Consider the following 13,016-nt stretch of genomic DNA (forward strand, 5'->3'; position numbering starts at 1 on the left):
ACACCTCTCACAAAGCAGGCGCAGTCTGGACAACGGACCCCGCGGCGATCTTGTAGTGCGGTCCGCAGCACTTCGTCACAGCGGGCCTCGTTACCATTCGTGGACGCACCATCCGACGACCACCGACGATGACGAGGGACGGGCAGCGCGTGGCCGAGGCGGCAGAGGTCCAAGGGGCCTTCGAGGGGACATCGCCCGCTCCTGCCTGCCGGTGGTTCCGGCGCACCGCGCTGCTGCTGGCCGGGGTGCTGCTGGTCGTGGGGCTGGGGCAGCTGCCGCAGGCTCCGGCGGCACGCGCCGAGTCCGCGAGCTCGGCGAGCTCCCGGACCGTCGACGTCTCTCTCGACACCGTGACGCCCGTCGCCCCCAAGCAGGACGACACGCTCACCGTCTCGGGCCGGGTCACCAACAACACGAAGTCGACGATCACCGGTGGCCATGTGGCGCTCCGGGTGGGCCCGCAGATCACCACGCGCAGCGACATCGACGACATCGGTGGCCGGGCGCCCTTCTCGGGGGGCTCCGACGGCCCGGAGGTGGGCGGCAACCACGCCCAGAAGGTCGACAGCCTGCCCCCGGGCGTCAGCCGTGACTTCACCCTGTCCGTTCCGGTGAAGGACCTGGAGCTCGGCAAGGACGGCGTCTACCAGCTCGGTGTCACCCTCTCCGGACAGTCCGGCGGGCAGTCCGAGCAGGTCCTGGGCATCCAGCGCACGCTGCTGCCCTGGCAGCCCTCGGCGACCGACGGCAAGAAGACCCGGCTGACCTTCCTGTGGCCGCTGGTCTCCGCGACCCACCTCACCGCCCGTACGGTCTCCGACCAGCAGCAGACCCCGGTCTTCCCCAATGACGACCTGGCCGCCGAGCTGGCGCCGGGGGGCCGGCTCCAGCAGCTCGTGGCACTGGGCAAGAGCCTGCCGGTCACCTGGGTGATCGACCCGGATCTGCTCGCCACGGTCGAGGCGATGACGAAGAGCTACCGGATCGGCGGGCCGGACGACCAGAACCCCGCTCCCGGCAAGGGCCAGGCGGTGGCCAAGCAGTGGCTCAACCAGCTCCAGCAGGCCGTCGCGGACCACCAGGTGGTGGCGCTGCCGTTCGGTGACCCCGACCTCGCCTCGCTCGCCCACCGGGGGAAGGACGTCCCCGGGGCGCTCAGCCACCTCCAGTCGGCCACAGAGCTCGCCTCGACGACCGTGGAGACGATCCTCGGGGTGAAGCCGCGCACGGACTTCGCCTGGCCCGTCGACGGCGCCGTCGACTCCTCCGTCGTGGACGTGGCCACCTCGGCCGGCGCCCACAATGTGATCGCCCGCAGCGACAGCGTCCGGGAGCCCGGCGGCTCCTCGTACGCGCCCACCGCGGCCCGGCAGATCGGTGGCGGCAATACGGCGATCGTGGCGGACGCCCGGCTCTCCACCGCCTTCGACGGCGAGATGATCAAGGCCAATGACTCCTCGCTGGCCGTCCAGCGCTTCCTCGCCCAGAGCCTCATGGTGAACAAGCAGGCTCCCGAGAACGAGCGCAGCATCGTGGTCGCGCCGCAGCGCATGCCCACGACGAGCCAGGCCCAGGCGATGGCGTCGGCGCTCAAGGGCCTGACAGACGGTCGCTGGACCCAGTCGGCCGACCTCGGCGACGCGGCCAAGGCCCAGCCCGACCCGGCGGCCAACCAGCGCATCCCCGGCACGGGCTCGTACCCGGACTCGCTGCGCTCTCGGGAGCTGCCCACCGAGGCGTTCGAGGCGATCCAGCGGACCCAGAGCTCCCTGGACAGTTTCAAGGTCATCCTGACCTCCCCGGACCGTGTGGTCACCCCGTTCGGCAGCGCGATCATGCGGGAGATGTCCACCTCGTGGCGGGGCGACCCGAAGGGCGCGGAGGCGTTCCGGGACGCGGTGCAGTCGTATCTGGACCAGCTCGTCCGGCAGGTCCACCTGATCGCGAAGTCCGACGCCACCCTCTCCGGGCGCAGCGCGACCATCCCGGTGACCGTCCAGAACGGCCTGCTCCAGGGGGTGCGGGGACTCAAGCTCGTCCTCACCTCCAGCCAGCCCAACCGCCTCAAGATCGACGCGCCGCAGCCGGTGGAGATCGGGGGCGGGCGTCAGCAGTCCGTGAAGTTCGAGACGCGGGCCAACGCCAACGGCCCGGTGAAGGTGACGGCCCGGCTCTACGCCGAGGACGGCCAGCCGTACGGTGAGCCGATCTTCTTCACTGTGCATGTCACCTCCATCACCCCTATGGTTCTGCTCGTCATCGCCGGTGGGGTCCTTCTCCTGGTCCTCGCGGGACTGCGTATCTACCTCCAGCGCAAGCGGGCCGCCGCCCGTAAGGCCGCGGGTGGCGGGCCCGACGGGGCGGACGGCGGAGACTCGGGCGACAGTGGTGGGCCCGGTGACGACAAGCCGGAGCAGCCGGGTGATCCGGCAGCCGAAACCGGAGCGCGGAACGGTGACCCGTCCGGCTCAGGTGAGAAAGTGGAACGTTGACGTTTTATGGGGCCGGCAGGCCGCGGACGATGAGGTGGGGTAGCGATGAGCGCGCCGTACGACGGTGACCGCGGTCAGGGCGCCGGGGGCGATCAGCGGGGTCAGTACCCGCCGCCCCCGCCTGCCCCGGCCCCTGCCGCCGCGGACCAGCCGCATCAGGGCCCGTACGCCCGGGACCCGTACCTCCGGGACGCCTACGCGTCGGACCCGTACGCCGCGCCGCAGCCCGGCGGCTATCAGCAGCCTCCGGTGCCGCCGCGCGGCCCCGACACCCAGCCGTGGGCCCCGGCCCAGGCGCAGCAGCCCCCGGCGCCGGCCCGCCCTTACGAGGACCAGGACGCGACCCAGGTCATCGGCGTGGGCGGCTTCGGCGAGCAGCCGCAGCGGGACGCCTTCGCGCACCTCTACCGCGATCAGCAGCAGCCGTACGAGCCCCCGCGCCCGGACGGCCGGCCGATCCCGGCCCCCGGCCAGTACGGCTCCCCCGTGCCGCCCCCGCAGCCTCCGGTCCCGCCGGCGGCGGAGCCCGAACCGGCCGCGGCCGAGCCGGCGGCCAAGGGCGGCGGCAAGGCGTCCGGGCTGCTGAAGTCCAGCGCGCTGATGGCCGCGGGCACGCTCGTCTCCCGCCTCCTGGGCTTCGCCAGGAACCTCGTCATGGCGGCCGCCATCGGCGTCAGCACCCTCAGCGACGGCTACCAGGTCGCCAACACCCTGCCGACGATGATCTACATCCTGGTCGGCGGCGGCGCTCTCAACGCCGTCTTCATCCCGCAGCTGGTGCGCGCGATGAAGAACGACGAGGACGGTGGCGAGGCCTACGCCAACCGGCTGCTGACCCTCGTCGTCGTCCTGATGGCCGGTGTCACCACGGTCTGTGTGCTGGGCGCCCCGCTCTTCATCCAGATGATGTCGCCGGACATCGCGTCCGACCCGCACCGGATGGACGTGGCGGTCGCGTTCGCCCGCTACTGCCTGCCGACCATGTTCTTCATGGGCGTGCACGTCGTCCTGGGCCAGATCCTCAACGCCCGGGGCCGCTTCGGGGCGATGATGTGGACCCCGGTCCTCAACAACATCATCATCATCGCGACCTTCGGCTCCTTCATCTGGGCCTTCGGTCCCTTCACCCAGAGCGGCGTGACCTCCGCCACCATCACGCCCGAGGGCATCCGCCTGCTCGGCGTCGGCACCCTGCTGGGCCTCGTCGTCCAGGCGCTGGCCATGCTGCCCTACCTCCGCGACGCGGGCTTCCGGGTCCGGCCCCGGTTCGACTGGCGCGGGCAGGGTCTCGGCAAGGCCGCGGGGCTCGCGAAGTGGACGTTCTTCTTCGTGCTGGCCAACCAGCTCGGCCTGGTCGTCGTCACCCAGCTCGCCACCCGCGCCGGCAGCCTGGCCACCAAGGCCGGCCACGAGGGCACCGGTATCACCGCCTACAACTACGCCCTTCAGCTCTGGCAGATGCCGCAGGCCATCATCACCGTCTCGGTGATGACCGCCGTGCTGCCCCGGATCTCCCGTGCCGCCCACGACGGGGACGTCTCGGCGGTCCGCGACGACCTCTCCCACGGGCTGCGGACGTCCGCCGTCGCGATCGTGCCGTGCGCCTTCGCCTTCCTGGCGCTGGGCGTCCCCATGGCGACCCTGATGTTCGGCAGCGGATCCGGCAGCGCCGCCGCCACCAACATCGGCTACATCCTCATGGCCTTCGGCCTCGGCCTCATCCCGTACTCCGCGCAGTACGTCATCCTCCGCGGCTTCTACGCCTACGAGGACACCCGCACCCCCTTCTACAACACGGTGATCGTCGCCGCCGTGAACGCCGCGGCCTCCGGTCTGAGCTTCCTGCTCCTGCCGTCCCGCTGGGCCGTCGCCGGCATGGCCGCCTCCTACGGCCTGGGCTACGCCGTGGGCGTCGGGGTCGCCTGGCGTCGCCTGCGCACCCGGCTCGGCGGCGATCTCGACGGCTCGCACGTCGTCCGCACCTACGCCCGGCTCATCGGCGCCTGTGTCCCGGCGGCACTGATCGGTGGCGCCGCCGCATACGGAATCGGTCAGGTTCTGGGCAACGGAGTTCCCGGTTCGCTCGGCTCCCTGGTCGGTGGCGGACTGGTACTGATCGCGGTGTTCTACATCGCGGCGAAGCGGATGCGCATCGAGGAACTGACCGCCATGGTCGGTATGGTTCGCGGCCGGCTCGGTCGCTGACCGGAGCACAACCATCGCCCGCCGCCGTGTGTCGTGCATAGCGCCGGACTGTGGGCACAATTGTCTTGGCTGTGGACAGCGTCCAACGGATGGGGAGGCAGGAGCGACGGTGGCGGAACGGAGCACGGCTGCCGTCGACGTGGCTGACAACAACGGCGACCAGCCGCTGACCGCCCAGGCGGACCAGGCCACGACCGACGGGGCGAAGACCGCGAAGAAGGTCGGCACCCACAAGGACACCCAGCGCGCGGAGAGCGAAAGCCCCGCGCGCGACGCGCAACCGCCCGAGCTGCACAGCGGCCATAAGCTCGCCAGAAGGTACCGCCTGGAGGAGTGCGTCACCCGTCTGGAGGGATTCAGCAGCTGGCGTGCCGTCGACGAGAAGCTGCGCCGCGCGGTGGGCGTCCACCTCCTGCCCGCCGACCATCCCCGCGCCCGTCCCGTCCTGGCCGCCGCCCGCTCCGCGGCGCTCCTCGGCGACCCGCGCTTCGTCCAGGTCCTCGACGCCGTCGAGGAGAACGACCTGGTCTATGTGGTCCACGAGTGGCTGCCCGACGCGACCGAGCTGACGCCCGTCCTCGCCTCCGGTCCGCTCGAGCCGCACGAGGCGTACCAGCTCGTCAGCCAGGTCTCCCAGGCCATGGCCGCCGCCCACCGCGAGGGCCTGGCCCATCTGCGCCTCAACCCCGGCTCCGTGCTGCGCACCGAGACCGGCCAGTACCGCATCCGCGGTCTCGCCGTCATGGCGGCGCTGCGGGGGATCACCTCCGAACACCCCCAGCGCACGGACACCGAGGCCATCGGCGCCCTGCTGTACGCGGCCCTCACCCAGCGCTGGCCCTATGAGTCCAACGCCCACGGCCTCTCCGGGCTGCCCAAGGGCGTCGGCCTGATCGCCCCCGACCAGGTCCGGGCCGGGGTCCACCGGGGCCTCTCCGAGCTGGCCATGCGCGCGCTCGTCAACGACGGGGCCACCGCCTCCCGGCAGGAACAGCCCTGCACCACCCCGGAGGAGCTGGCCAAGGCCGTCGCGGCGATGCCGCGCATCCGGCCCCCGGAGTCGGCGTACACCGCGCCGGTGGCCTACACCCGCCCGCACACGGCGTCGCGCACCGGCGGTCCGGTCCAGCCCGTGCCCGTGCCTCCGCCGGCCCCGCTCGACGGGCGCACGGGCCGCGCCCTGAAGTGGACGGTCTCGGCCCTGCTCATCGCCGCGCTGGGCCTCGGCAGCTGGCAGCTCGCGGACACACTGCTCAAGGACGGGGAGTCGGACACGCCGCGCTCCCAGTCCTCGGGGGACGACCTTCCCAAGAAGACGCCCCAGCCGATCCGCATCGTGGACGCCAAGGAGTACGCCCCGGACGGTGGCCTCCAGGCGGGCGACGTACGGAGCACCTACGACGGCGACGAGGGCTCTCTCTGGCGTTCCCGTTCCTTCAAGGACGGCCCGACGCTCGCCCCCTTCAAGTCCGGCATCGGCATCGTCTACGACCTCGGGTCGAGTCAGAAGCTCAGCAGCGTCTCCGTGAAGATGCGCTACGACGGCGACCACACCAGCATGTCCTTCTACGCGGCCGACTCGCTGTCACCGTCGGGCCCGCTGAGCTCGATGAAGAAACTCTCGGCGACGAAGACCTCCGGGGCGACGGCCCATGTCTCCTTCAAGGAGGCCCCGGAGGCCCGTTACGTCCTGCTGTGGATCACAGCGGTGCCCTACTCGGGATACGACGGCAAGACCTACAGCAACGCCGGCTACAAGCAGGCCATCAACGAGGTGAAGTTCACCGGCTGACGGCGGTTCGGACCGCTCAAGGGGGAGGGCTCGACGGTGGACGACGTCACATGTGGCGGCGCGAGCGACGCCGAGCTGCTGGCCCTGCACATCGATGGCGATCCCGACGCCTTCGGCGAGATAGTGCGGCGCCACCGCGACCGGCTCTGGGCGGTGGCGCTCCGGACGCTCGGCGACAGGGAAGAGGCCGCGGACGCCGTACAGGACGCGCTGGTCTCCGCCTACCGGGCGGCTCACACCTTCCGTGGCCAGTCGGCCGTCACCACATGGCTGCACCGCATCACCGTGAACGCCTGTCTGGACCGGGCCCGCAAGGCCGCCTCACGGCGCACCGACCCGCTCGCGGAGACCGAGCGCCTGGAGCAGCTCCTCGAACCCCATGAGTCCGCCGCCGCGCCGGCCGAACGCGGGGATCTCCACCGCGAGCTGATCCGGGCCCTGGCCAAACTGCCCCCGGACCAACGAGCGGCCCTGGTACTCGTCGATATGCAGGGCTATCCGGTCGCCGAGGCGGCCAGGGTCCTGGACGTTCCCGTCGGCACGGTGAAGAGCAGATGTGCCCGGGGACGGGCACGGCTGCTGCCGATGCTCACCCATCTGCGCCCGGATGGCAGGGGTAGCCCCACCGCCGACAGGGAAAGGAACCGGTCGCAGGGGACGTCCGTCCCACCACCGGCGGGGCACAGCGACACAGATCCAGTGAAGGGCGGAGGTGGGCGAGCGTGACTTCGAGTACCGGCACGGACGGGCACCCGGAGGTCGCGGAGATCTCCGCACTCACCGAAGGTGTGCTCTCTCCCGCACGAACGATGGACATCCGGCAGCATCTCGCGGACTGCGCGCTGTGCGAGGACGTACGGATCTCCCTGGACGAGATCCGGGGGTTGCTCGGCACCCTGCCGGGCCCCACGCGTATGCCGGTGGATGTCGCCGAGCGCATCGACGCGGCGCTCGCGGCCGAGGCCCTGCTGAGCGCCACCGCCCCCGAGACGGGTGCCGGCGTCTCCCAGGGCAGCGGTGTTTCACGTGAAACGGGGACCGCAGAGCCCACCATGGCGTCCACGGCACTCGCCGGCGCCGCTGTTTCACGTGAAACAGCCGCCGACCGCCCGGCGGGCCGCCCCCACGCGACGACGGGCCCGAAGCGACGCGACCCCGCGTCGGGTCCGGGTACCCGGCGTGCCCGGCGCTGGCCCAGGGCGCTGCTCGGCACCGCCTGTGCCGCCGCCGTCATCGGGGTGGGCAGCTTCCTCCTCCAGTCCGGTGGGGGCGGTGACACCCATGCGGACGGTCCCCGGACGGACAGGGTCTCCCCGTCGGACCGGTCGACCGGTGATCTCACGACACGGGTCCAGGCCCTTCTGAGGTCCTCGAAGAGCGCCGAGGTCCAGGGCATGACCCCGCGGACCGCTCCTGAGAAGACACTGAGCGACTCGGGCGTGGCCGCCCCCGCATGTGTGAGGGAGGGCATCGGCCGCCCGGAGCAGGCGCTGGCCACCCACCAGGACACCTTCGACGGCGAGGACGCCTATCTGATCGTCCTGCCGCATCCCGGCGACACCACCCTTGTCGACGCGTATATGGTCTCCGCCGCCTGCGGCTCGGCCACGTCCCCCGCCCCCGGAAAGGTCTTGATCAACCAGACCCTGCCGCGTGGCTGAGCCGCCGCGCCCGCGCTGTCGTACCTGCCGGGAATGCTGGCCCCGTAGGATCCGTTGGGTGGGGTGAGACCCAGCAAGGTTCCAGACAGCTGTCGGCAGACAAGGAAGACACCCGTGAGCGACGTCCGCAACGTGATCATCATCGGCTCCGGGCCCGCGGGCTATACGGCCGCGCTCTACACCGCCCGTGCCTCTCTGAAGCCGCTGGTCTTCGAGGGCGCGGTGACCGCCGGTGGTGCGCTGATGAACACCACCGACGTGGAGAACTTCCCCGGCTTCCGCGAGGGGATCATGGGCCCCGATCTGATGGACAACATGCGGGCCCAGGCCGAGCGCTTCGGCGCCGAGCTCATCCCGGACGACGTCGTGGCCGTCGACCTCAGCGACGAGATCAAGACCGTCACGGACTCCGCCGGTACCGTCCACCGCGCCAAGGCCGTGATCGTCACCACCGGCTCCCAGCACCGCAAGCTCGGTCTGCCGCGCGAGGACGAGCTCTCCGGCCGGGGTGTCTCCTGGTGCGCCACCTGTGACGGCTTCTTCTTCAAGGACCAGGACATCGCCGTGATCGGCGGCGGCGACACCGCGATGGAGGAGGCCACCTTCCTCTCGCGCTTCGCCAAGTCCGTCACCGTGGTCCACCGCCGTGAGGCCCTGCGCGCCAGCAAGGCGATGCAGGAGCGGGCCTTCGCCGACCCGAAGATCTCCTTCGTCTGGGACAGCGAGGTCGCCGAGATCCACGGCGACAACAAGCTCTCCGGCCTCACCCTGCGCAACGTCAAGACCGGTGAGACCTCCGAGCTGCCGGTGACCGGTCTGTTCATCGCCATCGGTCACGACCCGCGCACCGAGCTGTTCAAGGGCCAGCTGGAGCTGGACGACGAGGGCTACCTCAAGGTCGCCTCCCCCTCCACCCGCACCAGCGCCACCGGTGTCTTCGGCGCCGGCGACGTCGTCGACCACACCTACCGCCAGGCGATCACCGCCGCGGGTACGGGCTGCTCCGCCGCCCTCGACGCCGAGCGCTACCTGGCCGCGCTCGCCGACGGCGAGAACGTCCGCGAGCCCGAGCAGACCGCCGCCGTCTGACCTTCACCTCCTCCTCCCCCCCCCACGCATAGAAGACTCAAGGAGACATCTCAATGGCTCTCAAGGCCGTCACCGACGCTTCCTTCGACGAGGACGTCATCAAGAGCGACAAGCCCGTCCTGGTGGACTTCTGGGCTGAGTGGTGCGGCCCCTGCCGCCAGATCGCCCCGGCCCTGGAGGCGATCGCCGCCGAGTACGGCGAGAAGATCGAGATCGTCAAGCTGAACATCGACGAGAACCCGACCACGGCCGCCAAGTACGGCGTGATGTCCATCCCGACGCTCAATGTCTACAAGGGCGGCGAGGTCGTCCAGACCATCGTCGGCGCCAAGCCGAAGGCCGCTCTGGAGCGCGAGCTCACGGACTTCATCCACGCGTAAGCGAAGGCGGAAGAAGCGGGGCGCGGTTTCACGTGAAACCGCGCCCCGCTTTTTCACAGCGGTCGTAGCGCGGGTTCCTTCTGGACGGCTCCGAGCAGCCGGTCCAGGGCCAGCTCGACGTCTTCCTTCCAGGAGAGCGCCGAACGAAGCTCCAGCCGCAGCCGGGGGTAGCGGGGATGCGGGCGCACGGTCTTGAAGCCGACCGCCAGCAGATGGTCGGCGGGCAGGACACACGCCGGCTCACTCCACCGGGCGTCACCGAAGGCCTCGATCGCCTTGAATCCCCTCCGGAGAACGTCCTTGGCGACGGTCTGCACCATGACCCGGCCCAGCCCCTGCCCCTGATAGGCGGGCATCAGCCATGCCGTCATCAGCTGAACGGCATCCGCGGCGACCGGACTGGTGGGGAAGGCGGTCGAGCGGGGGACATAAGCGGGGGGAGCGTAGAGAACAAAGCCCACCGGGATCTCATCGACATAGACCAACCGGCCGCAGGATCCCCACTCCAGCAGCACGGCGGAGATCCAGGCTTCCTTCTCCAGCTCCGGGTGCCCAGCTCTCAGCGCGGCTTCACCACTGACGGGATCCAGCTCCCAGAAGACACAGGCGCGGCAGCGCTTGGGCAGGTCCGGGAGGTTGTCCAGAGTGAGCGGTACGAGCCGACGCCCCATGCAGTCAGTTCCTCACTTCCGTCGCGTGCCACGCTCCGGGCGGTGGCAAGGACGCTCCGCTCCCGGAGAAGACTGCCGACGAATCCGCCGACTGCTCCCAGGCTCAAGCCCGCTGCCATCAGTCCGGTCCGGCTCACCGTTCGCATGGCCCCGCCCCTCCGTGAACTGCGTCCAACGTGGATGTGCCACACCTCAACGCATCGTATCCGCACGTCGATTGAGCCGATAGCTCGACAGGGCAAAGGGCGGGTCGTGTTCCACGCAAAAGAGTTCCACGTGAAACACGACCCGCCCTCTAGGTGAGCGCTATGCGAATCCAACGGGCCCGGCGTCGCCCCGGGGACTACGCGTCGGCGTTCCGCTCCTCGTCGGTGGAGAGCCGCTGCTCCAGCACCCGGCCCTCGCCGGGGGCGAGCGTGCCCAGAATCCGCTCAAGGTCGTCCATCGAGGCGAACTCGACGACGATCTTGCCCTTCTTCTGGCCGAGGTCAACCTTCACCCTGGTCTCGAAGCGGTCCGACAGCCGCGAGGCCAGATCGGTCAGCGCCGGGGCGACACGAGCGCCGGCCCGGGGGCCCTTGCCCTTCGCCGGCTTCTTCGACCGCGACTTCAGCAGAGTCACGATCTCCTCCACCGAACGCACCGACAGCCCCTCGGCCACAATGCGATAGGCGAGCTTCTCCTGCTCCTCCGAGTCCTCGACGGAGAGCAGGGCCCGGGCGTGACCGGCGGAGAGCACACCGGCGGCGACCCGCTTCTGCACGGTCGGCGACAGCTTCAGCAGCCGCAGCGTATTGGAGACCTGGGGGCGCGAGCGGCCGATGCGATCCGCCAGCTCGTCATGCGTACAGCTGAAGTCCTTGAGCAGCTGGTCATAGGCCGCCGCCTCCTCCAGCGGGTTCAGCTGAGCCCGGTGGAGGTTCTCCAGAAGCGCGTCCAGCAGCAGCTTCTCGTCGTCGGTGGCCCGGACGATGGCGGGGATCCGCTCCAGCCCGGCCTCCCGGCACGCCCGCCAGCGGCGCTCGCCCATGATGAGCTCATAGCGCTCCGGGCCCAGCTGCCGCACCACAACGGGCTGGAGGAGACCGACCTCACGGATGGAGGTCACCAGCTCGGCGAGGGCGTCCTCGTCGAACACCTCCCTGGGCTGCCGGGGGTTGGGCGTGATGGAGTCCAGCGCGAGCTCGGCGAAGTGGGCGCCGGCCACCTGGCCGCCGTCACTCCCGCCACTGGGACCGGCCGCGAGGGCGCCCTCGGTTTCACGTGAAACGGAGTCCGGTGAGCCGGAGTCGCGCAGGGAGTCCCGGACCGTGCCGATCTCCTCCAGGGGAAGGGCGGCCACCTTCGCCGCGGCGATCCCCCGCTCGGCCGTCAGCACCGGCACCGCGGTCGGGGACGTCACACCGGTCCCGACCGCCGGTCCGCTCTGCTCCCCTCCCTTCGGCGCTGGCGGGATCAGCGCACCGAGCCCCCGGCCCAGTCCTCTACGTCGCTCACTCACTGAAGCCCCTCCGACATGCTGTGCTGCTCTTGCTGTTGCTGACGGCCCACGGTATGCGCCCTGCTGCCGTCGTACCGCACCCCGATCCCCCGTAGCGCGATCTCCCGGGCGGCCTCCAGATACGACAGCGCGCCGCTGGAGCCCGGGTCATAGGTGAGAACGGTCTGCCCATAGCTGGGCGCCTCGGAGATACGCACCGAGCGGGGGATGCTGGTGCGCAGCACCTCATGCCCGAAGTGGCTGCGCACTTCCTCCGCCACCTGGGAGGCGAGCCGGGTGCGGCCGTCGTACATCGTCAGCAGGATCGTCGACACATGGAGCTTGGGGTTCAGATGCCCCCGGACCAGCTCCACATTGCGCAGCAGCTGCCCCAGGCCCTCCAGCGCGTAGTACTCGCACTGAATGGGGATCAGCACCTCCGCGCCGGCGACCAGGGCGTTGACCGTCAGCAGGCCGAGCGAGGGCGGGCAGTCGATGAGGATGTAGTCCAGCGGCTGCTCATAGGCCTTGATCGCCCGGTCCAGCCGGCTCTCCCGGGCCACCAGGGAGACCAGCTCGATCTCGGCGCCGGCCAGGTCGATCGTGGCGGGGGCGCAGAAGAGGCCCTCCACGTCCACGACCGGCTGGACCACTTCGGAGAGCTGCTTGTTGTCCACAAGGACGTCATAGATCGACGGGACATCGGCATGGTGGTCGATGCCCAGCGCGGTCGAGGCGTTCCCCTGCGGGTCCAGGTCGATGACCAGTACCCGGTTGCCATGGAGCGCCAGCGAGGCCGCCAGATTCACGGTGGTCGTGGTCTTGCCGACCCCGCCCTTCTGGTTGGCCACCACCATCACTCGGGTCTGCTCCGGCCTCGGCATGGGAGGCGGCGGCGTTTCCCGTGAAACAAGCTCACCCATGGGCAGGGGGCCGGGAGCGGACATCGATTCGGAGTCGGAGGGGCGGGGACCGGGGACCGGGTCGGTCATCGGCCCCGCGATATTGGCGTCGGACCGCAAGGATTCACTCTCCTCGACATCAGGCTCGCGATGGACAGAGCCTGCCATGCTTTCGGTGCCGTGAACCAGCGAGGCCCGTTCTCCTGTGGATGAATCCCATGGACCTGTGGACGACTCCACATCCTTGACCGCTCGGCGGTCACGCGGCGCGGCGGCCGCGCGACCGCGGCCGATGATTCCATGCAACAGGGAGCGATGTTTCACGTGAAACACGATGCATGGCA

10 protein-coding genes are annotated in these 13,016 nt (G+C 70.3%); 7 read left to right on the forward strand and 3 right to left on the reverse strand.

Annotation, left to right across the window (positions count from 1 at the left end; genetic code table 11):
• The first annotated feature begins 149 nt into the window (after positions 1–149).
• The 7 genes from ACFYZR_RS08040 to trxA all read left to right on the forward strand — a co-directional run bounded on the left by ACFYZR_RS08040 (position 150) and on the right by trxA (position 9,619).
• Positions 150–2,492 carry a DUF6049 family protein gene (locus ACFYZR_RS08040; RefSeq protein ID WP_391906678.1) on the forward strand — a complete coding sequence of 781 codons (2,343 nt, stop codon included), beginning with the start codon at positions 150–152 and terminating at the stop codon, positions 2,490–2,492.
• Between the two features lie 45 nt (positions 2,493–2,537).
• Positions 2,538–4,697, forward strand: a complete 2,160-nt coding sequence (gene murJ / locus ACFYZR_RS08045) for a murein biosynthesis integral membrane protein MurJ (RefSeq protein WP_391906680.1) — start codon at positions 2,538–2,540, stop codon at positions 4,695–4,697.
• A 109-nt stretch (positions 4,698–4,806) separates the two neighbouring features.
• Positions 4,807–6,489 carry a protein kinase family protein gene (locus ACFYZR_RS08050; RefSeq protein ID WP_391906683.1) on the forward strand — a complete coding sequence of 561 codons (1,683 nt, stop codon included), beginning with the start codon at positions 4,807–4,809 and terminating at the stop codon, positions 6,487–6,489.
• A 36-nt stretch (positions 6,490–6,525) separates the two neighbouring features.
• Positions 6,526–7,215 (forward strand): RNA polymerase sigma factor SigM, encoded by a 690-nt coding sequence (sigM, locus tag ACFYZR_RS08055; protein WP_391906686.1) that lies wholly within the window; start codon positions 6,526–6,528, stop codon positions 7,213–7,215.
• Entirely contained in the window at positions 7,212–8,150 is a 939-nt protein-coding gene (locus ACFYZR_RS08060; protein ID WP_391906689.1) for a hypothetical protein, read from the forward strand. The genes sigM and ACFYZR_RS08060 overlap by 4 nt, the downstream gene beginning before the upstream one ends.
• 114 nt (positions 8,151–8,264) lie before the next feature.
• Positions 8,265–9,239: a thioredoxin-disulfide reductase gene (gene trxB / locus ACFYZR_RS08065; RefSeq protein WP_391906691.1), complete on the forward strand. Its 975-nt coding sequence runs from the start codon at positions 8,265–8,267 to the stop codon at positions 9,237–9,239.
• A gap of 53 nt (positions 9,240–9,292) precedes the next feature.
• Positions 9,293–9,619: a thioredoxin gene (trxA, locus tag ACFYZR_RS08070; protein WP_391906694.1), complete on the forward strand. Its 327-nt coding sequence runs from the start codon at positions 9,293–9,295 to the stop codon at positions 9,617–9,619.
• 53 nt (positions 9,620–9,672) lie between these two features.
• Here trxA and ACFYZR_RS08075 read toward each other — a convergent pair whose 3' ends face one another.
• The 3 genes from ACFYZR_RS08075 to ACFYZR_RS08085 form a co-directional block, all read right to left on the reverse strand.
• Positions 9,673–10,290 (reverse strand): GNAT family N-acetyltransferase, encoded by a 618-nt coding sequence (locus tag ACFYZR_RS08075; protein ID WP_391906697.1) that lies wholly within the window; start codon positions 10,288–10,290, stop codon positions 9,673–9,675.
• Between the two features lie 343 nt (positions 10,291–10,633).
• A complete protein-coding gene (locus tag ACFYZR_RS08080) occupies positions 10,634–11,791 on the reverse strand; it encodes a ParB/RepB/Spo0J family partition protein (protein ID WP_391906700.1) in 1,158 nt (385 codons plus the stop codon).
• Entirely contained in the window at positions 11,788–12,840 is a 1,053-nt protein-coding gene (locus ACFYZR_RS08085; protein WP_391906703.1) for a ParA family protein, read from the reverse strand. Before ACFYZR_RS08085 ends, ACFYZR_RS08080 begins: the two co-directional genes overlap by 4 nt.
• Positions 12,841–13,016: the final 176 nt, after the last annotated feature.

The organism is Streptomyces sp. NPDC001678, assembly GCF_042892945.1.
GTDB lineage: Bacteria > Actinomycetota > Actinomycetes > Streptomycetales > Streptomycetaceae > Streptomyces.